Raw genomic sequence first — 25,388 nt, forward strand, 5'->3', positions numbered from 1 at the left:
CGCGCCGCCGGCCTATCCGAAGGTGACCAGCAGAATGCCGGCGAGGGCCAGCGCTCCGGCGGCGACCTTGCGCGGCGTGAGCTTTTCGCCCAGGAAGATGGCGGCGAAGAGAAGGGTGTAGATCGTCGAGGTCTGGTTGAGCACCGCCGCGGCGCCGGCCTGGGCGTATTTCATGCCTCCGATCCACAGCAGCAGGGCCGCGTAGGAGCCGAGAAGAGTACCGGGGAGGCTGAAGCGCCAGCCCGGACCGGGGCGGAAGGCGGCGGCCACCTGGTGGCGCCTTTTTCCGGTCAGGGCGAGGGGGGCCAGGGCCAGCAGGCTGGCCAACTGGCGCACCGTCGTGGCCCAGAGCACCGGGCTGCGTTCGAGCACGGGTTTGGCGATGACGATGCCGAAGGCCAGGGTGCCCATGGCCAGCACGCCCCACAGCACCCCCAGGGCCAGGCGGCGGCCGTCGAGGCCGGGCGGTGGCTCGTGGCGGGCGGCGATGAACACCGCCAGCACGACCAGGCCCATGCCCGCGTAGCGAGCGGTGGAGAGCCGCTCGTCGATCAGAGCCCAGGCCAGTACCACCACCATCGGTGAGTAGAGGCAGTCGACGATGGCGGTCAGTCCGGCCCCGATCCGGTTCAGAGCGTGGTGGAAGAGGGTGTCGGAAATCGCGATGGCGATGATCCCGCTGGCGGCGAGGGTGGCGTAATCCACCAGGGGCAGGGGAGCGAACAGGCTTTGGCCGGTCAGAAGCAGGGTCAGCAGGAAGAGCAGGCTGGAGACCGTCACCCGGAAGACATTGAGGGTGAACGGCGAGAGGCTCTCCCCGGAGCGGCGGAAGAGAATCACCGCCAGCGCCCAGACGACCGCCGCGCCCAGGGAAAGCAGTTCACCCACCGGGCACCTCGATCTTCAATCGTCCGCGGCCAGCAAGGCCTCCAACTCGTCCATCGCGTCTTCGAAGGACTCGAGGGCGGCTACCACCGGGGCTGGAGTGGTCAGGTCCACGCCGGCTCGGCGCAGCAGATCGAGGGGCGGGGCCGACGAGCCACCCTTGAGCATGGCCAGGTAATCGTCAGCGGCGCTCTCGCCGCCCTCGACGATGTGGCGGGCCAGGGCGATGCCGCTGGAGAGCCCGGTGGCGTAGGTGAAGACGTAGTACTTGTAGTAGAAGTGGGGGATGTAGGCCCACTCCATGCCGTCGTCCGGGTCGAGCCGGTAGTCCGGGCCGTAGTAGCGCTCGACCAGGCCGCGGTAGACCTGCTCGAGCCGTGTGGCCGTGACCGGTGCGCCCTGTTCCACCAGGCGATGGACCCGCCACTCGAATTCGGCGAACAGGGCCTGGCGGTAGATCGTCGTGCGGATGCCCTCCAGGCGCTCGACCAGCAGCGCCGCCTTCTCCCGGCGGTCCTTCGCGTGGGCGATCAGGTAGTCCCCCAGCAGCGCCTCGTTGCAGGTCGAAGCGATCTCCGCCAGGAAGGGCGCATAGCGGAAGCTGGAATAGGGCTGGTGGGTCATGGCCAGGTGGCTGTGCAAGGCGTGGCCGAATTCGTGGGCCAGGGTGAACATGTCGTCCACGCTGTTCTGGTCATTCATCAGCACGTAGGGATGGGTGCCGTAGGCGCTGGCCGAAAAAGCCCCGGACTGCTTGTCGCGGCTCGGGTAGAGATCGATCCAGCCGTTGCGCGGATCGGTCCCTTCCCGGAGGACGTCCAGGTAGGCTTCGCCGAGAGGCGCGAGGGCCTCGATGATGGTTTCCCGGGCCTGGGGAAAGGGGACCCGGGTCCTGGTGCCGGCGAGCAAGGGCACGTAGAGGTCGTAGAGGTGGATCGTGTCCAGGCCCAGCAGCTTCTTCCGCAGTCGTACGTAACGGTGCAGGGGCGCCAGGTGCGCGCCCACCGTGGCGATCAGGTTTTTGTAGACCCGGGGCTCGAGCGCGTCCTTGTCCAGGTAGGCTTCGAGAGCGGTGTCGTAGCCCCGGGCCCGGGCGAGGAAGACGCTGAAGGCGTACTGTCCGGCCAGGGTTCCCGCCAGGGCGTGCTGGTACTGGCGCAGGGTGCCGAGGAAGGCCGTCACGGCTTCCCGGCGGACCTGGCGCGAGGAAGAGGCGCGATAGCGGGGGTAGTTGGCCAGGGTGAGTTGCACCGGTCGGCCCTGTTCGTCGTGGACTGTCGGCCAGGGAATGTCGGCCAGCAGGGCGCCGAAGGTCTTCTCATGGGCTGACGGGATCTCGTTGAGGTCGATCTCGGCCCAGAGGTTGTCCCCCGCCAGGGCCAGCAAGCGCTCGCCTTCCCCGGAGAGCCGACGGTTGCGCCGGCGCCGGAGATTGTCGAGGTAGGGACGGAAGGTCGCCAGCCCCGGGCGGGCGGCGCAGGCCCGCTCGAGGCTCGCCTCGTCGAGCTCGAGTATTTCCGCCCTCAGAAAGCCGGCCTTCGAGTTCAGCCGGTCGAGCAGGGCCAGGGTCTGCTGCCGCAGCCCCCGCAGATGGTCGTCGGACTGGGCCGTGGCCAAGGCCAGGTTGGCGTAGAGCGTGGCGTGGTTGATGCCGTCATGCAGTTCGAAGTAGAGCTTCAGACAGCTTTCCAGGGTGACGGGGTCGCCCAGTTGGCCCCGGCAGGATTCCAAGCTGGGGATTTTTTCGTCCAGGGCCGCCATGGCGGCGGTCAGGGCCTGTTCGGAAGGGTAGAGCGCCGTGAGGTCCCACTTGTAGACATCGGGAATCGCGCTGCGCTCGCCGGCGGCGTCGGGGTCGAAAGGGGGAAGCCCGGGGGCAGGCCCGGCGGCGAGCGCCGGCACCGCGACCAGTGCGGCCAACAGGGCAAGCAGGGGCGTACGCATGATCGTCTCCGCCGGGTGGGTCATCGGGAGCCGGGGCCGGTCAGGCCCAGTTCCTCACCATGGGGTTTGAGGGCCTCGATCACGAAGCCCACGTGTTCGCGCAGGTCGACGCCGAGCATCTCGGCACCGGCCCGGATTTCGGCGCGGTCCACCTTCGCGGCGAAGGCCTTGTCCTTGAGTTTCTTCATCACGCTCTTGACGGGGATCCGGTCGATGCCTCCCGGCCGGACCAGGCAGCAGGCGCCGACGAATCCTGTCAGCTCGTCGCAGGCCAGCAGGGCCTTGTCCAGCAGCGTGTCGTAGGAGACGCCCCACTGGGTGTAGTGGGCGCTGATGGCGTGGGCCATCTCTTCCTCGCCCCGCTCGCGGAGCCAGGCCACGATGCGCCGCGGGTGCTCGTCGGGCCATTGCTCGTAGTCGGCGTCGTGGAGCAGTCCCGCCAGCCCCCAGGTGTCGGCGACCTCCGGTCCCGGTCCGTAGGTTTGCGCCGCGGCGCGCATGACGATCTCCACGGAGCGGGCGTGGCGGCGAAGAGCTTCTCCCGGCGTCCAGGCGCAGAGCAGTTCCCAGGCTTCCTCACGGCTCAGTCGTGTCACGATGCCTCCCGGCGGTCGGCGGATGACCAGCGCGGAAGTATATCAGCCGGCGGCGGCCGTCGATCATGGCTCCTGCGGCCGGTCGGAGATCGGGGTTCCTTGGGGGGTGGGGGGCTGCCGTCGGCCCCGGAAGGTCTCCGTATAATAATATCGGTGAGATCGGGGGCATTTGCCATTCGAGGGTCAGGTGAGCGTTCTTGCGTTCTCGAGTCTTGCGCGCCGGTCGGGGGGCGGGGTCGGTCCCGTTCGGGTCTGGGCCGTGCGGCTCTGTCTGCTCGCCCTGCCGGGAATCGGTGCCGGTGTTCAGCCGGCGTGGGCCCAGCATTACCAGGTGCGGACCTACTCCGTCGAGGACGGGTTGCCCAGCCCCATCGTCTACGACCTGCTCCAGGATCCGGCGGGGCGCATCTGGTTCGCCACCCGGGGCGGCGTAGCCAGCTTCGACGGTACCGAGTGGCGGGCCTACGGCGTGGCCGAGGGCCTCGCCTCGACCGCGCAGGGCAAGCTGGCCCTCGACGGGCGGGGTGGCGTCTGGTCGGCGGGGGGAACACTGCCGTGGAGAGTCGCCTTTTTCGACGGTGAGCGCTGGCATGCGCTGCCCGCCGCCGGCTCCCACGCGAGAGGAGGGGGGCGCGTGGTGGGTCTGCGGGTCCGGCACGGCGTCGATGGGGCACAGGTCCTGTTGGCCCTGGGCAACGGGCTCCTGTTGCGCTGGAATGGTCGTCGCTGGGAGCGAGGCGGGTTGGGAGAAGGCGAAACCCGGATCCACGACGTGCTCTTTCGCCGGGGCCGAGCGTTCTATGCCACCTCCAACGGCCTCCTCCAGCAGGCGGTCTTCGCAGGGGTGGAGGCCGCGCGGCCCGTGGCCGGCGCGCCGAGGGAAGTTCTGCTCGCGGTGGAGGCGGATCCGGCGGGAGGGCTGTGGCTGGTCGGCCAGGATTGGGTCGGGCGACTCGATGAAGGCCGTTTCGAGATCAAGGTCCGCGGCCTGGAACTGGGAACCCGGGAAGCCCGTGCGCAGGTGGCCGCCGTCGCCGACGACCGGGGAGGGATCTACGTCGCCGATCTCCATCGCCTGCACTATGTCTCGGCGGATGGAGAGGTGGAGACATTCAGCGAATCCTCCGGGCTGACCACCGGCGGGGCGTCGAGCCTGCTGATCGACCGGGAGGGCCTGCTCTGGGTCGGAAGCCTGCGAGGCGTGAGCAAGCTCGTCTCGCGGCGTTTCGCCAACTTCAACAGTTCCGAAGGGCTGCTGGCCGACGAGGTGACGTCGATCCTCCCGCTTCCCGGCGGGGAAGTGCTCCTCGGGCACATGGGTGGCCTGACCTACTGGCCGTCGGGACGAAAGGTCGTTCTGGGACGGTTCGGGATCGATGGCCGCGTGCTCGACCTGGCCCTCGCGGATGACGGGGCGGTGCTGGCTGCCGCGAACTGGTTCGGCCTGGTGCGGATCGCGGGTGAGGATTTTCGGCGGCTGGAACTGGGGAAGGGCGACGAGGCGGTGGTCGCTGTCGAGTCGGCGGGCGATGGGTGGTTCTGGGTCGCCACGTCACGGGGGCTGGCCCGGTGGAAGCGTGGCCGGAATCTCCAGCGTATCGAGTTGGGGGGGGCTGACCTGCGGGTGCGCGCCCTGCACCGGGGTCCCAGCGGCTTGTGGGTGATGACCACGGGAAAAGGGCTCTACCTGGTCCGCCAGGGGGCTCCCCGGCGGCACTGGGCGGATCCCGCGGACAGCGGCGGGAACTCCGTCTTCTGTGTGCTGGACCAGGGAGGCGGTGACGCGCTGGTGGGCACGGCGGGCGGGCTGTACCGGACCGGGGCCGCGGAACTCGAAGCGGCTCCTCTTGCCGGTCGGACGATCGAGCGACCGGTGTACCTGTTGCTGGAAGACACGAACTCCGGTTTGTGGATCGGTACCGACAGCGGCTGTTTCCGGTTCCACCACGGCCGCCTCCAGCGTTTCGGCAACAACGACGGCGTGATCGGAGGCGAGGCGAATCGCACGGCGGGTTGGGCCGATTCGGGCGGGCGGGTCTGGATCGGGACGGATCGCGGCCTTTCGATCTACCGCCCCGAATTGGATTCGACGCGGCGGACTCCGCCGCTGCTGGATCTTCTCCAGGCCGAGGCCGGCGGCCGGAGCTGGTCCCTGCCGGCAGATCGGACGATCCGCCTCGAGCAGGCGGCGCGAGCACTGGTCTTCCGCTTTCGCGCGGTGTCCTTTCTCGACGAGCGCAAGGTCAGGTTTCGTACCTGGCTCGAGGGCTTCGATCCGGACTGGCTGCCGGCCCGTTCGATTCCACGTCAGGAACTGATCTATACCTTCCTGCCACCGGGGAGTTATCGCCTCCACGTGCAGGCCATCGCCGCGGACGGGACTCCCAGTGAAGAGCGGGTTTCACCGTTGATCGTCATCCGCCCGCCGTTCTGGAGCCGGCCGTTGTTCATCGTCGGCGGGATCGTTTTCGGGGCGCTCTTTCTCGTCGGACTCGTCAGCCTCGTACAACAGCGCCGCTACAACCTGCAGATGGAGCGGGAGGTGCAGCGCAGGACGGAAGACCTGGCGACTTCGCGGGAGGCGCTCAAGCGGGAAAAAGAGCGTCTGGCAGCGACCCTGACGGCGATCACCGACGGGGTGCTCGTGGTCAATACGGAAGGTCTGATCGCCCTGGCCAATCCCGCGGCGGGACACACCCTCGACTGTCCCGCGGCCGAACTGGTGGGCCGGCCGGCGCCGCGCTGGTTGGTGGAAGGGGAGGCGAGTCCGGTGGAGTTCGTCGGCCCTGACGGCAAGCGTCGCCTGGTGGAACGTTCCATCACGCCGCTGAGGCTCGGATCGGGGTCGGGGCTGTCGGCCCGGGTGGTCGCCTTCCGGGACGTGACCGAGCGGGCGCGTACCGAACAGGAGTTGATCCGGACCCAGAAACTCGAGAGCCTCGGCCTTTTGGCGGGAGGCATCGCTCACGACTTCAACAACCTGCTGACGGTGATCCTCGGGAATCTCAGCGTTCTCCGGCAAGAGGTGGGAGATGCCCGGCTGGCCGAGGGGATTGCCGACGCGGAGCGTGCTTGCCGCGTCGCTCGCGAGTTGACGGATCAGCTGCTGACCTTCTCCAAGGGGGGGCAGCCCCTCAGGGAGCCGGTTCGTCTCGACGCGTTGGTCCGCGAAATCATGCCCCTGGCCCTGTCGGGGTCGAGGGTGCGGGGCGAGGTCGAGGTGGACCCCGCTCTGCCCCTGGTGGAAGTCAATCGGGGGCAGGTGGACCAGGTGCTGAGCAACCTGCTGATCAACGCCGTCCAGGCGACTTGTGCCGCCGACGATGGTTCGGGGGCCCCCGCCGTGATCGTGCGCCTGCGCCACACGGTGGACGAACCCCTTTCGCCGGGGCCGGGCCCATGGGTCTTGCTCGAGGTCGAGGACCGGGGCGTGGGCATCCGGCGCGAAGATCTGCCGCGGATTTTCGATCCCTACTGTTCCACCAAGCCGGGGGGCCATGGCCTGGGTCTGGCTGTGGCCCATTCCATCGTGCGGCGGCATGGGGGCTACCTCCAGGTGGACAGCGTGCTCGGCCGGGGCAGTGTGTTCCGGGTGTGGCTTCCCGCATCCCAGGCGGTCGGTCGATCCGCTGAGCCCGATGCCTCCCTCCCGGCCACCGATCGCCTGCGGATCCTGGTGATGGACGACGAAGCGGCGATTCGCCGTATCCTGGCCCAGATGCTCGAGCGTCTCGGTCACCAGGTCGAGACCGTGCCCGACGGGGCGGCCCTGGTCGAGACCTACCAGCGGACATGGAGCGGTGCCGGCGCCTTCGACGTGGTGATCACGGATTTGACAGTCCCCTCGGGAATGGGTGGGCGAGAGGCGGCTGCCCGATTGCGGCGGTTCGACCCCGACGCGCGGATCGTCGTCGCCAGTGGTTTTTCCTCCGACCCGGTACTCGGCCACTTCGAGGAGTACGGCTTCGACGCCGCCCTCGAGAAGCCGTTCGATCTGGCCGGCCTGAAACGCATCCTGGGCCGTGTGCTCGAACGCCGTCCGCTCAGGCGGCGGGACGGGGGCGGCGATCCGACCGAAGGGGCGAGCGGCTCGAGTCCCGACGCGCCGTCGACGGGGTGACCGTGTCGGGCGGGGCCGGTTTCCTGCCGCCCCGGTTCTGTGGGCGGACGACGTCTTTACGGATCCGGGGGGGCGGGTAAAGCGCCGGGCGCTGCGCTCCGTTCTCCGGGGGGGGTTCTTGGAAACGGGCCGTGAGGGGCGATCTCGATGATGCGGCCCGATCTCCGTTCGGCGGGCGGCCGGGTGGAGCGGGATCGTCCCGCTCCGAGGGAAGACTGGGATTCCCGTCCGGCTTTGGGTATCCTTCCGGTTCCCGTCTTGCGCGGAGAGGATCCGCGGGAAGGGTATCGACATGGTGGACGACAGCCCTCAGGGCGAGCAGCAGCATCCGGCAGACGCCGAGCCGAACTCTCCGCCGCCCCCCGGGCCGCTGGACGAGGGAGCGTCGGCGCGGCCGACTTCCGAGGTGGCGGACACTCCGTCCGCCCGGGCCGAGGGCTCCCTGTCTCCCTGGTGCCGGATCGACGACGAGGGGCGGATCCACCAGCAGGGCAGTGAAGTGCTCGACAATCGGGTGGTGGGCCGGCTCGAGGGACGAGCGCCCCACGTGGCCCTGGCGTTCTTCGAAGAGCGCTTCAAGCTCCTCGAGCGCAACGTGGAAGAGCTCGAAGAACAGTTTCGGGCGGCGGAGAACAAGGGCAAGTTCTCCGAGCGCACCGAGCGCCTGATCGCCCGGGTTCGCACCGCCGATGCGATCGGCGATTTCGACGGGCTGATGCGCCGCCTGACCAATCTCCGGGGTGCCGTGCGCGCCTACCAGGACGCCATGCGGGAGCGCAAGGCCAGCCTCTGCGAGCAGGCGGAGGCGCTTGCGGACTCCACCGCCTGGGCGGCGACGACGGACAAACTGCGCGCGCTGCAGGCGGAGTGGAAGACGCTGGGTTCTTCGACCCGTGCCGATGACGAGGCCTTGTGGGCCCGCTTCCGGGGCGCGATGGATGTCTTCTTCGCCCGTCGTGACGAAGATCGCGCCCGGCGCCAGCAGGAGCGGGAAAGCGCCCGGCGGCTGAAGGAAGAACTCTGCGCCCGGGCCGAGGCCCTGGCGGAGTCGAGCGACTGGGAAGCGACGGCCAGGCTGCAGGAAGAGCTGATGGAAGGCTGGAAGAAGGCCGGTTGGGCCGGCAAGGGGCCGGACGAGGCCCTCTGGGAGCGCTTCCGCACGGCCCGCGCTGCATTTTTCGATCGTCGCCGGGCGCACCGCAGCCAGCGGAAGGAAGAGCTGGAAAGCAACTACCGGCGGAAGGACGAACTGTGCAAGGCCGCCGAGGCCCTGGTGGACAGCGACGACCTGCCGGCGGCCTGCGAAGAGGCCAAGCAACTCCAGGCCCGCTGGAAAGCCATCGGGCCCGTGCCCCGCGCGGTTTCGGAGACCCAGTGGAAGCGCTTCCGCGCTGCCTGCGACCAGCTCTTCCGGCGGGCTCAGGGACAACGGGGTCGAGGCGGGGGGCGTCCGCGTCAGCGGGACGAGCGGCGCACACCCCCCGGGGGCAGCCGCAAGCGGGAGCAGGCCGAGCAGATTCGCGAGGCCATCGCGCGGGATCGCGGAAACCTTGCCCGCTGGAAGAGCGCCATCGAGGGTTTCGCCGGGGCTTCCGCTTCCCTGCGCGGGGGGCTCGAGGAAAAGATCCGCGAGGTGGAATCCCAGTTGGCCCGGCAGGAGGAGCAGCTCGCCGCCCTCGAGGAAGAAATCCGCAACGAACGCTAGGCGGCCGTTTCAGGGGGCGGGATCCGGGGCGGAGTCGGCAGGTCCGGCGAGGGGGTAGGTCAGGTCCTCGTCCAGTTGCCAGCGTCCGCGACGGGTCGGTTGCTCGACCAGGCGGGCCAGCACCTTCAGGTAGCGGCTGCGAGGCCAGGGACGGGCGCCGTAGCGCCTGACATGGTCGGTCGGCACCTGGGCATCGAGCAGACCGAAACCCCAACGGCGGATTTGCAGGACCAGGGCGATGAAGGCGGCGCGGGAAGCGCCGTCCGCCCGGTGGAACATGGACTCGCCGATGAACGCGCCTCCCAGGCTCACCCCGTAGATTCCGCCCACCAGTGCCTCGCCGCGCCAGGCCTCGGCGCTGTGGACGAAGCCCAACTCATGCAGGCGGACGTAGGCCTCGATCATCTCGGCCGTGATCCAGGTCCCCGTCTCCCGGCCGCGGGGGACCGTCGCGCAGGCCTCGATGACCCTGGGGCAGGCCGTATCGAGGGTGACGCGATAGGGTCGTTGCCGCAGGCGCCGACGCAGGCGGCGGGCGACGTGGAGCCGATCGGGCACCAGCACCATGCGGGGGTCCGGCGAAAACCACAGCAGAGGGTAGCCCTCGTGGGGCCAGGGGAAGATTCCCGCGGCGTAAGCGGTCAACAGGCGCCGGGGGGAGAGGTCGCCGCCCACGGCGAGCAGACCCCCGGGTTCGGCGAAGTGCGGGGGCGGAAAAGTGGGGGCGTTGTCGAGTTCGAATACCGGCACGGTGGACTCCGGAATCACTGTACCTCATCGGGCGGGGCGGCTATCCTCCTGACATGACCGCCGGATGGCCCATTGCCTATGTCGAGCCCGTGTTCAGGCCGCCCTCTGAAGCGGAGTCTTTGATCCTCCAGCTCACCGTGGGCTGTTCGTGGAATCGCTGCACATTCTGCGCGATGTACCGCGGGAAGCGATACCGGGTGCGTTCAGTCCGGGAAGTCGTCGAAGAGATCCGCGCGGCCGCGCGCCGGACCGCGCCGCGCAAGGTTTTCCTGGCTGACGGCGATGCCCTGGCCGCGCCGCCGAATCGGCTCGAGGAGATCCTGGAGACGATCCGGGCCGAGCTGCCGTCGGTCGGTCGGGTGGGCATCTACGGCGATTCCCGGGCGATCCTGCGCTGCGGTGCGGAGGGGCTTCGTCGCCTCGCGGAGCGGGGGCTGGGTATCGTCTACTTCGGTGCCGAGAGCGGCGACGACGCGACCCTCAGGGCGATCCGCAAGGGTGCCACCGCGGCCCGACAGCTCGAGGCCTCGAAACTCGTGCTCGAGGCCGGGATCAAGTTGTCGGTGATGGTTCTCGTCGGCCTGGGAGGCAAGGCCGGTTCCCGGCGCCACGCGGAAGCCACCGGGCGTTTCCTGGTGGCCGCTTCGCCGACCTATGCCGCGGCGCTGACGCTCACGCCGGTGCCGTCGAGTCCGCTCTACGAGGCCTGGAAGGCCGGCGAGTTCGAGCTGCCCGACCGCTGGGGCATGCTCGAGGAAGTACGCGTGCTGCTGACCTCCATGGAGGGCTACCGGGGGTTGTTTCACGCCAATCACGCGTCCAACTATCTCCCTTTGCGCCTGCGGCTGCCCCGGGATCGCCAGCCGGCGCTGGCGCTGCTGGACCGGGTTCTCGAGCGTCGCGATCCGAGCCTGCTGGTTCCCGACTCCGCCCGGGGACTGTAGTCACGACGGGGCCGGCAATGCGGTGAGCGAGGCGAGGCTGCCATGGACGCCGGCGGCGTGCGGGCGTTCGCCCCGCTCACCGAGGGGGGTCGACGGGATCGATCAGCGGCGTGGCCGGCGAGGGGAAGGGGCGATCAGCGCCGTGGCGCGGAAGGCGGGCAGGAGGCGTGCGAGCCGGGCGGCGGAGTCGATGGCCTCGAGACGTCGCGTCTGCTCACCGTCGAGGAGGCGGCGGAAGTCCTCCTGGTACCGCCGCCGGGCGGCAGCGATCGCCGTCTTCTTCTCACGGGCTTCCAGCAGCAGGTTGCCGAGGGTCGCGGCGTCGGGCTCGGAGGCGTCGAGCGCCGCGCGGAGCGCCGCGCGTGCCCTGTGCACTTCTTCCCGGAGAGGGGCGGTCTGCCGGCGCAACTGGGCCAGCAGTTCCTTCCACTCCGCTCGTTGAGCCTGGTCGAGGTCGAGAAAGCGGGCCACGGTGCGGAAGGCCTCGATCCGGTGCCGGGGAGCGCCATCGGCACCGTTCCTTCCGGCTCGCGCCGGATCCGGGTCGATCTCGGCCGCCGGGGGAAGGTGGGGCGCGCCGGTGCCGGCAGACAGGCGACCGATTCCCGTCGTGGGGCGGTCCGGGGCCGGGGCGGCGCTCCGCTCCGCGGCCATCGCCGGCGCGAGGAGGAGCAGGGTCAGCAGCAGGGGGATGGGTTTTTCGCGGAAAACGCGCGGCATGCTCATGGTCAGGGCTCCTGGCCCGCTCCGGGAGCGGGCGGTGTCGGGTGTCCCCGAAGGCGTCGAAACGCCCTCTCCACGTGACATGACGCGGGCCGCGCCGTGGGGTTGACCGCGGGCGGCGATTTCTCGCTCCGGCTCGAGGCTTTTGGGGGTATTTTCTGGACGGGGGCCATGCCGGGGGAGGAGAGGAGGTCACTGATGCTCCGCTTCCGCCTGTTGTCGGTTTGCCGGGGCCTGAGCCTGCTTGTGCTGGGGCTGTCGCTGCCTGCCGCGGCGGCCTACACGCCGGGCGGTGGCACGGTCTACAGCGACGATTTCGAAGGCGAGCTGGATCCCGACTGGGAACAGGCCAATGGCCTGTTCGGGGCGCCTTCGCCGTGGGCCCAGGTGCTGGACTCCGGTGACACCTCGTTCAACGCCGACGGGCGGGGTCCCCTGCCCAACTCCAGTACCCGCCACTGGGCCCGACGGCCGGTGCATCCCGTCCCGGCGACGACCTTTTCCGTGGCCTTCGAATACCGTTCGGAGCTGGGTCCGGGCTATGACTTCGCCCTCGACCTCTTCCAGCGGGCTCCCGCCCTGCGGCAGTACCGCCTGGCGATCGACGGGCAGGGAGGCCTGACCCTGCTGCGCAGCGAGGGCGGAGGCCTGGCGGCGTTGGCCTCCGCGGTCGGCGTGATTCCCGCGGGGGGGCGGCGCTGGATCCGCCTGGCCATCGAGGCCGGTGACGGTCATCGCTGGCTCCGCTGCCGGGTCTGGAGCGGCGGCGCGGAGGCCGAGCCGGGAGGTTGGACCCTGGAGGCCTTCGACGACCTGGACGTGATCGAACGGGTCCACCGCCTCGATCTGACCGCCGACGGCCCGGTGGGAGTCGAGACATGGATCGACGACCTGGATCTCTTCGGTGACGCATCGATCGGGGTGGATTCCTCGGTCCGCACGATCTACCTGGTCGAGCTTTCCCACCTGGACATCGGTTTCACCCAACCCGTGGACGATATCGAGACTTTTGCCAAGACCCACCTGGACCAGGTGCTCGACAACCTGGACGCGGATCCGGACTACCACTGGACCATCGAGAACGGCTGGTGGCTCGACCGCTGGTGGGAGCGTTCCACCGATGCGGAGCGGGAGCGCATGAAGGGTCATCTCCAGGGGGGGCGGCTGGTCCTGGCAGCGGGCTACGCCAACCTGCACACCACCAAGGTGTCGCGGGAGGAACTGACCCGCTCGCTCTATTACTCGTCGACCATGGCCCGCGATCTGGGCATCGAGGCCCGGACCTGGTTCCAGGACGATGTTCCCGGGGCGAGCTTCGCCCTGCCGGAGCTGCTGGCCCGCGGCGGCGTCGACTACTACGTGGGCGGGATGAACACCGGCTTCGGCGGCAGGCTGAGCGAGCCGGACCACGGTGACCGCCCCTTCTGGTGGGTCGGACCCGACGGCAGTCGGGTGTTGACCTGGATCACCTTCGACAGCTATGCCGAGGGACTGAACTGGGGCTTTTCCTTCTTCGACAACCTGCCGGATCTCTACGAGAAGATGGGCGAGAAGCTGCCCGAGCAGGAGGAGGCGGGCTATCCGTGGCCCGAGATGATGCTGCTGCGGGGTTTCGACAATCACTACCAGGGCTTCAAGACCCGCGACCTGGCCGAGGAGTGGAATGCCACCTACGACAACCCCAAGTTCGTTCTCTCCACGGCGGAGGAGTTCCTCGACTTCATGCTCGATACGCGCGGTCCCGATGCCTTTCCTTCCTACTCGGGGGATTTTGGTGCGGCCTGGTCGGGCTCCAATGCTGGCGCGCAGCATATCCAGGAGTGGACCCGTCAGGCCCACCGGGACGCCGCCGCCGGGGAGATGCTGGTGGCCTCGGCCCGCGCCGTCGATGGCGGCAGCGCAGAGAGTGCCCTGCGGCGACATGCCTACCGGAAGATGCTCGAGTCCGACGAACACTCGGGTGCCGGGGGCTGGCCGGGCTACTTCACTCCCGAGGAGTTCGACCGTAACGCCCGCCAGCATCTCGACTTCGCCCGCGAGGCGCGGGACGACGCGGCCGCGCTGGTGGACGCCGGTCTGGCGCGCCTGGTGGCCGACCTGCCGGTCGCCGGCGACGCGGTGGTGGCGGTCAACACCCTGGGCTTCGAGCGGGATGGCTGGGTCCGGCAAGCCCTGCCGGCGGCGATCTACGACACTGATTTCCGGGTCGTCGAGCGGGGAAGCGGACGGGAGGTGGTCTACCAGCGCTTCGACGACGTGAGGGAAATCCTCTTTCGGGCCGAGGCGGTACCTGCCGCCGGTTACAGGGTCTACGACCTGCTCGGCGGCGCGCCCACGGCCCAGCCCCAGGGTGTGCTGGCGGTGGATTCCGGCTCGCTCGAGAACGACTTCTATCGCGTCGAGATCAGCAGCACCGATGGATCGGTGACCAGCTTCTACGACAAGGTGCGAGGCCTGGAGTTGGTCGACGGAGCCGCGGCCTATCGTTTCAACGAGCTGGCCCACAACACCCACCAGGACACCACCGCGGGCAACCCGCCGGTCGCCCAGGCGCCCAGCGCCGCCACGGTCACCGTCGAGGAGAACGGGCCGCTGCGGGTGGCCCTGCGGGTGCAGCGGGAGGGGACGCCTCATGTGGAGAGCGTCTATCGCCTCTACCGGGGCGAAGACCGCTTCGAGATCGAAAACGGGCTCGACCGGGACAGGATGGCCTACGTGCCCAACGACCAGCACTCCTGGAAGTACATGGTCACCTTGCCCTTCGATATCCACGACTTTTCCATTCGGTCGGAGACCGCCACCCGCTTCCTCGATCCACTGAGCGATGGTTTTGCCCGGGATGGCCTGTTCGACTGGCACAACGTGGAACATACCCTGGCCTTCTGGGACGATGCCCGGGGCATTCTGACGGCTTCCGACAGCATCAGCGCCTTCCACTTCGAGAACCTCAGCGGCCTGACCTCGCCGACTTACTCCACCGGCGACGCCCTGCTGCTGCCACGGATGAAGGACAAGGCCGACGAGTACGAATTCGATGACGGCACGATCGGGCCTGTGGAACAGGAGCCGGATACCTCGCCCCTCTATCCCTACGTACACCATTTCCGCTCCACGGATCCTCTCTTCGACCCGCCGGTAGCGGCAGCTTTCGGCATGGCGGCGCTGACACCGCTGCGCTCGCGCCTGCTCAGCCACCAGGCAGGGAATATGCCCCGGGATCTGTCTTCCTTTTTCGAGGTCGACGCGCCGGGGGTGCTGCTGGCTACCATCAAGCCCGCCGAAGACGGCCGGGGCACCGTGCTGCGTGTGGTGGAGTTGACGGGCGCGCCCGCGGTGGTCGGCATCGGCTCCCGCGTGCTGACCCTCGTGGCCGCCGAGCGACTCGAGCAGGACGAGGAGGGCGGCGTCCCTCTCGCCGTCACCGGCGGCCGGGTGGAGATCACCCTCGATCCCTACGAGACGGCCACGGTACGGGTCGAAACCTCGACTTCCTGGTCGCCCATCGAGCTGAGCGTCACCAAGGACGAGGCGGCCGGGGTGGTGATGCTGCGCTGGACCGGGGGCGTGAGCCCCTACACCCTGGAGCGTTCGACGACGGCCCAGTTCAGTGATCCCCTGCGGCTGGTGGACGAGGAGGACGTTCTGGCCTACGACGATCCGGTGCTCGATGACGGCGGGGTCTACTTCTACCTCGTGCGCTGATTCGGGCCGCTGCGTCCCGCATCGCAACACGGGGGACAGCGCGATGTCTGCTGTGTGCCGTGGTCCTTGCTGCAGCACCGGTCTGGGCGCAAGACGGAGCGGGGAGTACGATCTACATCGATCCGGGTGACGAGGTCGGCCGGGAGACCGTCTGGCTCGCCGAGAGCGAAGAGCTTTCCGCTCCCCTGGCGGGGTATCTGGTCTTCATTCTCGACAACGACGTTCAGGGGGTGGTGGTCGAGAACAGAAGTGCTTTCGTCTACGTTCGCACGCTGCCGGGTCGCGAGAAGCTGGAAAGCCTGATTCGAGCCGCGAAGGCAAGGCGGGCGGGCCGTCTGATCGTCGGTACCGACGATCCGGCTATTCTGGGGTGGGGCGATGCGCGTGCCGACTCTTCTTCGTGTCCCTATGTCTGCGCCGACGGCTGTGACGAGGTGACCTATGCCGAGGTGGCGCGTGATTTCTGCCGAGGCCGAGGGGGGACGAAAAAGATCACGATTTACGACGGTTGGGCCGAGAGCAGGTGCAACGATGGATCCAAAGCTGATGCCTACTGTTGCTCCTGGTGGCCCTGCTAGCGGGACGCCGAGCTGCTGCGAGGAACCCTGACGAGGACCCGGCGAACGGCTTCCCCGGCGAGCACGAGAGCGAGAACGAAGAGGGCGGCGGCGATGGCGCCGACGAGGGTCAGGGGTGTATAGCGCCAGGCGAGCTGGGCCAGGGCCACCAGAGTGACGCCGAACATGAAGAGCATGGGCACGGCCACGAAGGCGTGGCGCCGCCCCCGATGGCGTAGCCAGATGGTGATGGCCAGCATGGCCAGGGCACCGAGGAGCTGATTGGTCGCGCCGAATACGGGCCAGATCACCTTCCAGGCCGGAGCCGGCGTGCCGTCGGGCAGGTGCAGGGTGATCTGGGTCAGCAGGGCGGGCAGGGCGAGAGTGGCCAGGGTCGCCGCCAGCGCTGGGCCCTTCCTGCCCCGGGGCAGGGCGAGCAACTCTTCGAGCACGTAGCGGGCCAGACGGGTGCAGGTGTCGAGAGTGGTCAGCAAGAAGGTGGAAATCGCCAGGGCCGCGAAGCGGGCGCCCATGGCCTGGGGCAGGCCGAGAGCGGCGAGAATGCGGCCCAGGCCCTGCGAGAAGACCAGTGTCGGCGCCATGCCCCCCGCCGCCTGGGCGCCGACCAGGACCACCGCCGAGACGGAGAGCAAGGCCAGCACCCCTTCGAGGAGCATGCCGCCGTAGGCCACGGGGCGGGCGTGGGCCTCGTTGGCCAGCTGCTTGGCCGTGGTCCCCGAAGCGACGATGCTGTGGAAGCCCGAGCAGGCACCGCAGGCGATGGTGATGAACATGGCGGGGAAGAGCAATCCCAGGTTGGCATCGGTCCAGCCGGCGAAGGCGGGCAGGGGGACGACTTCCGGGTCCATGGCGCCGCCGCCGAAGATGACTCCCAGCACGCCGCCGCCGAGGCAGGCATAGAGCAAGAAAGACGAGAGAAAGTCCCGGGGCTGGAGCAGCAGCCACACGGGCAACACCGAGGCCACCAGGCAGTAGCCCAGGAGGAGCAGGTTCCACGCCGGGGCGGGGTTGTCCAGGGGCAGCGGCAAGGGCAGCGCCTGGCCCGCTCCGATGGCCAGGAAGACCAGGGGCACGAAGACCGCACTGGCCCGGGACAGCCGCACGCCGGCCCGGTGGACCAGCAGGCCCAGCGCCACGGCCATCAGGATGTACATCAACGAAGAGCTGGCCACGCCGGGGTCGTGGGTGAAGGTGGCGGAGGTCAGGTCGACGAAGACGACGATCACATAGACCAGGGCGAGCCAGACGAAGACCAGGAAGAGGGTGCGGGCGAAGGGCGAGATCTCTTCCCGTGCGATCTCGGCCACCGAACGAGCCCCGTGGCGCAAGGATGCGGCCAGGGCGGCGAAGTCCTGCACGCCTCCGATCAGCACCGAGCCCAGAACGATCCAGACCACCGCCGGCAGCCAGCCGAAGGCGGCGGCAGCGATGACGGGGCCGACGATCGGGCCGGCCCCTGCGATGGAGGAGAAGTGGTGCCCCATCAGCACCGCCGGCGAGGTGGGCATGTAGTCCACTCCGTCGGTCATGGTGTGGGCCGGCGTCGGACGCTGGGGGTCGAGGCCGAGCCAGCCTTCCACCAGGCGGCCATAGATGAAGTAGCCGGCCACCAGAACGGCCACGCCCGTCAGCACGATCGAGGCGATCATCTTCCGCTCCACGTTCCGTTCAGCAACAGCCTCCCGGTGTTGCCGCGCCTTCTCCCTCCGTCGGAGGCGCACAGTCGAACAGGCCGAAGTGGGTGCCCGTATTCCCCTCGATGCGGAAGTGCGGTGCCAGCCGCGTCTGGGAGAGCATTGCCGCGGTGTTGGAGCAGACCGGCAGGGGGCGGCCGGTCTCGAAGAGGTGATGGTCGTCGAGGCGGTAGCGGTGCGGGTGGTGGGGCAGGGTGCCGAGGTACCAGGCCACCTGGCCGTAGTCCTCGCAGCGGTCCTCGAGATCCGGCAGGTTGAAGGCCCGAACCGTCACCGAAGAAAAGTGCGCCATGCCGATGCGCTCTTCGATCTTCGGGTCGCCGATCTGCAACGGGCTGCGGCTCACTACCCGGTAGTCACGGATTCCCAGGTCGAGTAGCAGGCGGCGGAAGTCCTCGATGTACATCGCTCCGGCCAGGCACTCGCCGAGCAGTTCCGGATCGTCCCGCAGCACCGGATCCAGCCGCCTGTCGGCGAAGACGTCCGAGAAGAGCACTTCGCCCCCCTCTTTCAGGGCCCGGAACACACCCTCGAAGACCCGGGGCTTGTCGGGGGAGAGATTGATCACGCAGTTGGAGATCGCCACGTCCACCGAGCGGGGCTCGATGCCGGCCCCGGGCAGGTCCTCGAGATAGCCCTGGCGGAAATCTACCGTGGTGCGGGTCAGGCCCAGCCGACGGCACTGCTGGTCGGCACGGGTGCGGCCGATGTCGAGTTGCTCTTCGGTCATGTCCAGGCCGATCACCCGACCCGTGTCTCCCGCCAGGGCCGCACAGACGAAGGCGTCCCGGCCTGTTCCGCAGCCCAGATCGAGGATCGTGCAGCCCTCGATGGCGTCGGGGATCGGTGACCCGCAGCCGTAGAAGCGGGAGACGATGGCGGGGTCGATGCGGGAGAGGATGGATGCCAGATGAGGCGGCGGAGCCTCGGCGCAGCAACAGGCATGGGTCTTCAGGTCCGCGCTGGAGGCGAGCACCTTCGAGTAGTAGTGGCGAACGGAGTCGATGTCCCGTTGAGAGCTCATGGTTTTCCTCGGCGTCGAGTGGATGCTCCTAGCCTGCCCCGGCGTGGTCGCGGAGGCAAGCGGGTGGCGAAGCAGCCCGCCGGTGGGCCGAAAAAGCCTTGTTGCCGCCGGCCCGACGTCGTAGGATCCGCGCCGTGGAGACCCTGGATCGCTTCCTGGCCCTGGCGGTGGACTACGCCTGGGGCACCCCGCTGCTCGTGCTGCTCGTGGGCGGCGGGCTGATCCTGACGATCTACAGCCGCTTCCTCCCTTTTCGCGGGTTGCTCCATGCCGTGGACATCCTCCGAGGCCGTTACGATCGACCCGACGATCCGGGGCAGATCAGTCATTTCCATGCCTTGAGCACGGCCCTCTCCTCGACCATCGGGATGGGCAATATCGGCGGTGTGGCGGTGGCCATCACCCAGGGCGGCCCCGGTGCCGTGTTCTGGATGTGGGTCGCGGCCGTCGTCGGCATGGCGACCAAGTTCTTCACCTGCACCCTGGCCGTGCTCTATCGCGGCAAGGACAGCGCGGGGGAGATCCAGGGCGGCCCGATGTATTACATCGAGATGGGGCTGGGGCGGCGCTGGCGCTTTCTGGCGGTGTTCTTCTCGATCTGCGGCCTGGTGGGTTGCGTGGGCATGTTCCAGACCAACCAGCTGGCGGAGATCGTCCAGGAGACCCTGGCCATCGATCCCTGGCTGACGGGGCTGGTCAGCGTCAGCCTTGTGACCGTCGTGATTCTCGGTGGTATCCAGCGTATCGCAGCGGTGGCGAGCCGGCTGGTGCCCCTGATGTGCGGACTGTACCTGGTCATCGCGGTGATCATTCTGGCCCATCACCTGCCGGCCTTGCCCGGGCTGTTGGCGCAGATTTTTCACGATGCCTTCAGCGGCACGGCCCTGGGAGGGGGCGCCCAGGGTATCGCGGTCAGGACGGTGATCCAGACCGGGATCAAGCGGGCGGCCTTCTCCAACGAGGCCGGTATCGGCACGGCTCCCATGGCCCACGGTGCCGCTCGTACCCGCGAGCCGGTGCGGGAGGGGCTGGTGGCCATGATCGGTCCGCTGATCGACACCGTGGTGGTCTGCACCATCACCGCCCTGGTGGTGCTCTCTTCGGGAATCGCGCAGAGCGGCGAGATCCAGGGCGCCGCCCTGACCGCCCAGGCCTTCGAGGCCACCCTGGGGGGGGCGGGCAAGCTGGCGCTGGTGGTGATCGTCGCCCTTTTCGGGCTGACCACCATGTTCGGCTATTCCTACTACGGCCGGAAGTGCTTTGCCTACCTCTTCGGCGCCGAGCGGGCGCGGATCTACGATGTCTTCTACCTGGTGATGCTCTTCATCGGCGCCGTCTGGTCGGCGGACATGGTGGTCAACCTCCTCGACACCGCCTTCGCCCTGATGGCCCTGCCCAATCTGCTGGCCACGCTGGCGCTCTCCCCGAGGGTGATGGCCGCGACTCGGGACTACTTCCGCCGTCAGCGGGTCTGAAGGGCCTTTTCGACAGGACGGTGATTCCCGTGTATAGGAAGGGTCCCGGGATTTCGCCCGGCCGGTGGAAAATGATGAACGAAGCTCAGCCGCCCCGCGCCGCCTCCGAGAACGTCACCGTCGTCGAATCGGGCGACAAGACGATCCATATCGTGGGCACCGCCCACGTTTCCCGCCAGAGTGTCGAGGAAGTGCAGCGGGTGATCCGCGAGATCCGGCCCGAGACGGTGTGCATCGAACTCGATGCCAATCGACTCCAGGCGCTGACCGACGCCGGCCGTTGGCGGAAGCTGGACATCTTCCAGGTGATCCGCCAGCGCAAGGTGCCTTTCCTGCTGGCCAACCTGGCGCTCTCCGCCTACCAGGCCCGGCTCGGAGAAAAACTCGGGGTGCGTCCGGGGGCCGAGATGCTTGCCGCGCTCGAAGCCGCCGGGGAGGTGGGCGCCGAGGTGGTGCTGGCCGACCGGGACATCCAGATTACGCTCAAGCGCACCTGGGGCGGGCTTTCCCTGTGGAGTCGGCTCAAGCTCTTCGGGGCCTTGCTCAGCGGTTTCTTCGACGACGAGGAGATCACCGAAGAACAGCTCGAGGAACTCAAGCAGGGTGATCTGCTGGGCGAGATGATGAAAGAGTTCGCCGAGTCCCTGCCCCAGGTCAAGACGCCGCTGATCGACGAGCGCGACGTTTACCTGATGAAGAAGGTCGAGCAGGCGCCGGGCCGGGTGATCGTCGCCGTGGTGGGCGCGGCCCACGTGCCCGGCATGGTGCGGCATGCCGGAGAACCGGTGGACCTGGCGGCCCTCGAGACCCTGCCGCCGCCGAGCCGCGCGATCGGCATGATCAAGTGGGTGATCCCGAGCCTTGTCCTGGCGGCCTTCACCTGGGGCTACTTCAAGCTCCAGGGGCAGGATCTCTCCCAGCTCCTCGTGGCCTGGGTGCTGCCCAACGCCCTGTTCGCCGGCCTGTTCAGCCTGCTGGCGGGCTCGAGGCTGCTGACGGCGGTCAGCGCTTTCGTGGCCTCGCCGATCACCTCTCTCAATCCGACGATCCAGGCGGGCATGGTGGCGGGGTTGGTGGAGGCCTGGCTGCGCCGACCCACGGTGGAGGACTGCGAGCGCGTTCGGGAAGATTCGCGCACGCTGCGGGGCCTCTACCGCAATCGCTTCACCCGTGTGCTGCTGGTCTCCGTGGCGGCCAGCCTGGGATCGGCCCTGGGGGCCTACGTGGGTATCGGGTGGATGATCACCCTGCTCAATCGTCTGTCCGCCTGATCCTGCGGTCCGGCGTCATCCCCTGAGCCGCAGCCAGGAGCGTTTGATGGCCCGGGAGAGACGCTCGACCAGGGTGCGTCGATAGCCCTCGGCCTGGGCCGCCGCGTCGTCGGGATTGTGCCCCAGGCGCAGTTTGATGCAGGCGTTGATGTCGAAGCGGCGGGCCAGGCGGAAGAGGTAGTGGTTGAACGGGGCGATGCCGGGCCGTCGAACCACCGCGGCGCCGAAGTCGATGATCACCGGGTGCCGGCTGTCGACCACCAGCAGGTTGTCTTTCTTTTTCAAGTCCCCATGGGCTACCTGGCGGCTGTGCAGGGTTTCGATCAGCTCTTGGAGTTCCTGGAAGAATTGTCGTCGATCGACGATCTCGGCGCCGCGGAAGGGCACGCCCTGCACCAGGGAGAGCAGCAGCAGGCGGCCGCGCACCAGGCCCAGGCAACGGGGAACTCCCGGCAGCCCCGCCAGGCGGGTGTAGGCCCGGTATTCGTTGCGCAGCATCCAGCGACGGGCCCAGCCCACCGGCCCCCGGCCCAGCGCGGCCTTGATCACCAGGGGTGGGTCGTGGTCGGCGTAGAGATAGACCTGGCCCTGGTAGCCGCGGCCGAGGACGTTGGCGCCGACGGCGGCACTGGCCTCCGTCCAGCGCAGGAGCGCGGCTTCGTCGAGAGTCCGAGGAGGGTGTGATCCCGCGCTCCGGCCGGGGTGGCTCATCAGGTCTTCGCGCTCAGGGAAGCTGCAGCTTGTACCACAGCACGTAGAGCCAGATCAGCAGGAAAAGGGCGATGATCGGTTCCCCGTTGGCTTTCAGGGATTGGTTGAACGACCAGTGACCGACTCCCGAGCGCTCGAACGGCGTCAGCCGCGGCAGCAGGGCCCGGGTGCGTTGCGACCACTGTTCCCAGCGGTTGCCGAAGAGTCCGTGGAGCTTGGCGTCCTCCTGGCGGATCGCCGGCGGATAGAAGGCCAGCAGGAAGAAGAGGAACAGGGGGTAGCTCCACCACAGCCCCGAAGCCAGGCAGAACCCCAGCCCGATGAGGATGTTGCCCACGTAGAGCGGGTGGCGGACGAAGGCGTAAGGGCCGTCGGTGGCCAGTTCCCGGTCTTTCTTGACATGGCCGGAGGCCCACAGGCGAATCAGGATACCCAGCCCGGCGCCTCCCACGCCCCACCAGAAGACCTCGGGCAGGGGGCGGCCCATAAGGCTGACCAGAACGCTGAACAGGACGCCCAGCAACTGGCGGAAGCGTTCACGGCGGTGTTGCAGGTCCCAGAGCAGGCGGCGCAGGCCCAGCACGCCCTTGGGCGGTCTCTCGCTGGTCAATCGAAACTCCTTTGCCCGGTTCGGAAGGACCGGGAGCGGGATTGTAACCCTCTTCGGGGCGCCTGGGGCAGCGTGTACAATGGTCGGGCGCCTCACCCGCGCTCTTCCCGCCCGAGGGATCCCTGTACTGATGGACGACATCGCCCAGCCCCCGTCGGAGGGGCCCGAACGCGACCGGGAAGATCTCTTGCGGCTCGCCTCCCTGGCCGCCCACCAGTTGCGCTCGCCCCTCAACTCGATCCAGACCCTGCTGAGCACCGTGATCGGCGGCTTCGTCGGACCTGTCGATCCCCGCCAGCGCCAACTCCTCGAAAAGGCCGTGGCGAGCTGCGGCGACGGCATCCACCTGGTGGCGGACCTGATGCGCCTGCGCAGCCTGGAAGATCTCTCCGCCGAGAGCCTGGCGCCGGTCAATCTCCTGTCGATCCTGGAATCCGTTCGGGAGCGGGTCTCCGAGCCGGCCCGGGAAAAGGAGATCGAGCTGTGCGACAAGGTGGAGGTGGCCGACCCGGCGGACGCTTGGGTGCGGGGTGATCCGGGGGCGGTGGAGGAGATCCTTTTCGTGCTGGCGGACAATGCCGTCAAGTACACTCCCCGGGGGGGGCGGGTGTGTTTCGAGATTCGCCGCGCCGGGTCCGAAGGCGGGGAACTGGAATTCGCCGTCGCCGACACGGGTATCGGGATTCCCGCCGAAATGCGGGAGCAGGTCTTCGACGAGTTCTTCCGCGCGCCCAATGCCAGGGAGATGACCCGGGAGGGCTCCGGGCTCGGCCTGGCGTTCGCCCGGAGAGCGGCGCAAAGGCTCGGGGGCAGCCTGGCGCTGGAGACTGCCGAGGGCGGCGGGACGCGGGCGGTGCTGCGTCTCGAGCGCTGCCCGGAATGCGCCCAGGGCGACGCGGCCGGCGGACAGGCCCGCACGGCCGAAAAGGCGGCGACCTGGACCGCCGCCCGGCCCGTCAGCCGGCGGGTCGTGGTGGTCGGCGGTGTCGCCGCGGGCTCCAAGGTGGCGGCCAAGGTGATGCGGCTGGATCCGGACGCCGATGTCACCGTCGTCGAGCGGGGTCGGGCCCTGTCATACGCGGGCTGCGGGTTGCCCTACTACATCTCGGGGGTCGTGGCACGGCAGCGGGATCTGATCAGCACGCCCCTGGGGGAAGAACGGGATTCGGCGCTCTTTCACGACCTGCGTAACGTGCGCACCCTGGACCTGACCGAGGCCCTGGAGATCGACCGGCCGAAGCGCAAGGTGCGGGTGCGTTCGCTGGTGGACGGTCGCCGCCGCTGGCTGTCCTACGACGTGCTGGTGCTGGCCACCGGGGCGTCACCGGTGATTCCGAAGATCGAAGGCGTGGATCTCGCCGGTGTCTACACCCTCCATGGTGTGGAGAGCGCCGAAGCGATCAAGGAAGAGTTGCGTTCGGGCGCGGCGAAGGACGTGGTCATCGTCGGTGCGGGGCTGCTGGGCTCGGAGATCACAGAGTCGGTGGCAGTCACCGGCGCCCGGGTCAGCCTGGTGGAAAAGCAAGAGCGGGTGATGGGGCTGATCGACCCGGACCTGGCCCTGTTGCTCGAGCGCCGGCTGTCGGCCAGCGGTGTGAAGATCGCCACCGGACGGGAGGTGCTGCGGCTGGAAGGGGACGGCCGGGTCCAGCGGGTCGTGCTCGATGACGGCCGGGTACTGGCCTGCGACTTCGTGATCCTCGCCGCGGGAGTGCGGCCCAACGTGGAACTTGCTCTCCAGGCCGGCCTGGAACTGGGCCCCACCGGAGCGGTGGCCGTGGACGAGCGGCAGCTCACCTCCGATCCGCGGATCTACGCCGTGGGCGATTGTGCCGAACAGCGCCACCTGGTGACCGGTGAGCGGACCTGGATCCCCATGGGATCGACGGCTCTCAAGCAGGCGCGGGTGGCGGCGATCAACCTGTGCGGCGGAGACGATCGTTTCGAGGGCGTGGTGGGCAGCACGGTGATCAAGATTTTCGATCAGACCGTGGCCCGCACCGGGCTGGGGGAGCGCCAGGCGATCGAGGCCGGTTTCGACCCCGTCACGGCGATCGTGCCCAGCCTGGACTGCGCTCACTACATTCCCACGGCCCGGCCGATTCTGCTCAAGGTGGTCGCGGACCGCGCCAGCCGGAAACTGCTCGGTGTGCAGGGTATCGGGCGGGGCGACGTGGCCAAGCGGGTCGACGTGGCCGCGGTGGCGCTGACGGCGGAGATGAGTGTGGACCGGCTCTCCCACCTCGATCTCTGCTTCGCTCCGCCCTACGGCCTGGCCATCGACAGTCTGCTGGCGGCGGGCAACATCATCCGCAACAAGCTCGATGGGCTGTTTACGGGGATTTCCGCGGCGGCCATGCGCCGGCGACTCCAGTCCCCCGAACCGCCCTACGTGCTCGATGTGCGCCTGCCCTCGGCGTTCGAGGCCAAGCGCCTGCCGGGCAGCGTGAACATCCCGCTGGGCTCCCTGCGCGGCCGGCTCCACGAATTACCGGAGGATCGGCTCATCGTGCTCGTCTCCCGAACCGGGCTCAAGAGTTACGAGGCGGCGCTGATCCTCGTCGACCGCGGTTTCACCGACGTCACCCTGCTCGACGGTGGACTCGAAGCGTGGCCCTGGGCGCTCGAGCACCTCTGAGCCTTGACGTCCCGCACA

Annotated in this window: 17 protein-coding genes; 8 read left to right on the forward strand and 9 right to left on the reverse strand. The window is 68.6% G+C overall.

What is annotated here, in order from left to right; translation table 11 throughout:
- Positions 1-12: 12 nt before the first annotated feature.
- From Q9Q40_12310 to Q9Q40_12320, 3 genes are read right to left on the reverse strand one after another with little or no spacing between them, the layout of a single operon-like run.
- Complete coding sequence (locus Q9Q40_12310; protein ID MDQ7008006.1) at positions 13-888, reverse strand: DMT family transporter; 876 nt, start codon at positions 886-888, stop codon at positions 13-15.
- Between the two features lie 15 nt (positions 889-903).
- Entirely contained in the window at positions 904-2,829 is a 1,926-nt protein-coding gene (pepF, locus tag Q9Q40_12315) for an oligoendopeptidase F (GenBank protein MDQ7008007.1), read from the reverse strand.
- Positions 2,830-2,849: 20 nt separating this feature from the next.
- Entirely contained in the window at positions 2,850-3,416 is a 567-nt protein-coding gene (locus Q9Q40_12320; protein ID MDQ7008008.1) for a metal-dependent phosphohydrolase, read from the reverse strand.
- A gap of 196 nt (positions 3,417-3,612) precedes the next feature.
- Here Q9Q40_12320 and Q9Q40_12325 point away from each other — a divergent pair, with 196 nt between their 5' ends.
- On the forward strand, positions 3,613-7,545 hold the full coding sequence (locus Q9Q40_12325; GenBank protein ID MDQ7008009.1) for an ATP-binding protein: 3,933 nt from the start codon (positions 3,613-3,615) through the stop codon (positions 7,543-7,545).
- Between the two features lie 292 nt (positions 7,546-7,837).
- A complete protein-coding gene (locus Q9Q40_12330; protein MDQ7008010.1) occupies positions 7,838-9,250 on the forward strand; it encodes a DUF349 domain-containing protein in 1,413 nt (470 codons plus the stop codon).
- 9 nt (positions 9,251-9,259) lie between these two features.
- Here the strand turns inward: Q9Q40_12330 and aat are convergent, their stop codons facing one another.
- Positions 9,260-10,000, reverse strand: coding sequence for a leucyl/phenylalanyl-tRNA--protein transferase (gene aat, locus Q9Q40_12335; GenBank protein ID MDQ7008011.1), 741 nt, complete (start codon positions 9,998-10,000; stop codon positions 9,260-9,262).
- A gap of 53 nt (positions 10,001-10,053) precedes the next feature.
- Between aat and Q9Q40_12340 the strand changes: the two genes are divergently transcribed.
- Positions 10,054-10,944 (forward strand): radical SAM protein, encoded by an 891-nt coding sequence (locus tag Q9Q40_12340; GenBank protein MDQ7008012.1) that lies wholly within the window; start codon positions 10,054-10,056, stop codon positions 10,942-10,944.
- Between the two features lie 102 nt (positions 10,945-11,046).
- Here the strand turns inward: Q9Q40_12340 and Q9Q40_12345 are convergent, their stop codons facing one another.
- A complete protein-coding gene (locus Q9Q40_12345) occupies positions 11,047-11,670 on the reverse strand; it encodes a Spy/CpxP family protein refolding chaperone (protein MDQ7008013.1) in 624 nt (207 codons plus the stop codon).
- A gap of 195 nt (positions 11,671-11,865) precedes the next feature.
- On the opposite strand from Q9Q40_12345, the gene Q9Q40_12350 reads away from it, so the two are divergent.
- Together Q9Q40_12350 and Q9Q40_12355 are read left to right on the forward strand one after the other, a co-directional pair.
- Positions 11,866-15,369, forward strand: coding sequence for a glycoside hydrolase family 38 C-terminal domain-containing protein (locus tag Q9Q40_12350; protein MDQ7008014.1), 3,504 nt, complete (start codon positions 11,866-11,868; stop codon positions 15,367-15,369).
- Between the two features lie 59 nt (positions 15,370-15,428).
- Positions 15,429-15,947 carry a hypothetical protein gene (locus Q9Q40_12355; GenBank protein MDQ7008015.1) on the forward strand — a complete coding sequence of 173 codons (519 nt, stop codon included), beginning with the start codon at positions 15,429-15,431 and terminating at the stop codon, positions 15,945-15,947.
- Here Q9Q40_12355 and Q9Q40_12360 read toward each other — a convergent pair.
- Positions 15,944-17,596 carry a carbon starvation protein A gene (locus tag Q9Q40_12360; protein MDQ7008016.1) on the reverse strand — a complete coding sequence of 551 codons (1,653 nt, stop codon included), beginning with the start codon at positions 17,594-17,596 and terminating at the stop codon, positions 15,944-15,946. The genes Q9Q40_12355 and Q9Q40_12360 overlap by 4 nt on opposite strands.
- A 19-nt stretch (positions 17,597-17,615) precedes the next feature.
- The gene (locus Q9Q40_12365) at positions 17,616-18,665 is read right to left on the reverse strand and encodes a methyltransferase domain-containing protein (protein ID MDQ7008017.1); all 1,050 of its coding nucleotides are present in this window, start codon (positions 18,663-18,665) and stop codon (positions 17,616-17,618) included.
- 134 nt (positions 18,666-18,799) lie between these two features.
- Between Q9Q40_12365 and Q9Q40_12370 the strand changes: the two genes are divergently transcribed.
- Together Q9Q40_12370 and Q9Q40_12375 are read left to right on the forward strand one after the other, a co-directional pair.
- Complete coding sequence (locus Q9Q40_12370) at positions 18,800-20,140, forward strand: alanine/glycine:cation symporter family protein (GenBank protein ID MDQ7008018.1); 1,341 nt, start codon at positions 18,800-18,802, stop codon at positions 20,138-20,140.
- 74 nt (positions 20,141-20,214) lie between these two features.
- Positions 20,215-21,411: a TraB/GumN family protein gene (locus Q9Q40_12375; protein MDQ7008019.1), complete on the forward strand. Its 1,197-nt coding sequence runs from the start codon at positions 20,215-20,217 to the stop codon at positions 21,409-21,411.
- A gap of 15 nt (positions 21,412-21,426) precedes the next feature.
- Here Q9Q40_12375 and Q9Q40_12380 read toward each other — a convergent pair whose 3' ends face one another.
- Positions 21,427-22,122: a serine/threonine-protein kinase gene (locus Q9Q40_12380; protein MDQ7008020.1), complete on the reverse strand. Its 696-nt coding sequence runs from the start codon at positions 22,120-22,122 to the stop codon at positions 21,427-21,429.
- 13 nt (positions 22,123-22,135) lie between these two features.
- Positions 22,136-22,732 (reverse strand): isoprenylcysteine carboxylmethyltransferase family protein, encoded by a 597-nt coding sequence (locus tag Q9Q40_12385; protein ID MDQ7008021.1) that lies wholly within the window; start codon positions 22,730-22,732, stop codon positions 22,136-22,138.
- A 130-nt stretch (positions 22,733-22,862) separates the two neighbouring features.
- Here Q9Q40_12385 and Q9Q40_12390 point away from each other — a divergent pair, with 130 nt between their 5' ends.
- Positions 22,863-25,370 (forward strand): FAD-dependent oxidoreductase, encoded by a 2,508-nt coding sequence (locus Q9Q40_12390; protein MDQ7008022.1) that lies wholly within the window; start codon positions 22,863-22,865, stop codon positions 25,368-25,370.
- The last annotated feature ends 18 nt before the right edge of the window (positions 25,371-25,388 follow it).

The organism is Acidobacteriota bacterium (assembly GCA_030949985.1).
Lineage (GTDB): Bacteria > Acidobacteriota > Polarisedimenticolia > J045 > J045 > JALTMS01.

Coding starts and splice junctions, on each gene's coding strand:
- pepF (MDQ7008007.1), bottom strand. CDS start 2,829: ATGCGTACGCCCCTGCTTGCCCTGTTGGCCGCACTGGTCGCGGTGCCG.
- Q9Q40_12380 (MDQ7008020.1), bottom strand. CDS start 22,122: ATGAGCCACCCCGGCCGGAGCGCGGGATCACACCCTCCTCGGACTCTC.
- Q9Q40_12360 (MDQ7008016.1), bottom strand. CDS start 17,596: ATGATCGCCTCGATCGTGCTGACGGGCGTGGCCGTTCTGGTGGCCGGC.
- Q9Q40_12375 (MDQ7008019.1), top strand. CDS start 20,215: ATGAACGAAGCTCAGCCGCCCCGCGCCGCCTCCGAGAACGTCACCGTC.
- Q9Q40_12340 (MDQ7008012.1), top strand. CDS start 10,054: ATGACCGCCGGATGGCCCATTGCCTATGTCGAGCCCGTGTTCAGGCCG.
- Q9Q40_12390 (MDQ7008022.1), top strand. CDS start 22,863: ATGGACGACATCGCCCAGCCCCCGTCGGAGGGGCCCGAACGCGACCGG.
- Q9Q40_12350 (MDQ7008014.1), top strand. CDS start 11,866: ATGCTCCGCTTCCGCCTGTTGTCGGTTTGCCGGGGCCTGAGCCTGCTT.
- Q9Q40_12365 (MDQ7008017.1), bottom strand. CDS start 18,665: ATGAGCTCTCAACGGGACATCGACTCCGTTCGCCACTACTACTCGAAG.
- Q9Q40_12345 (MDQ7008013.1), bottom strand. CDS start 11,670: ATGAGCATGCCGCGCGTTTTCCGCGAAAAACCCATCCCCCTGCTGCTG.
- Q9Q40_12330 (MDQ7008010.1), top strand. CDS start 7,838: ATGGTGGACGACAGCCCTCAGGGCGAGCAGCAGCATCCGGCAGACGCC.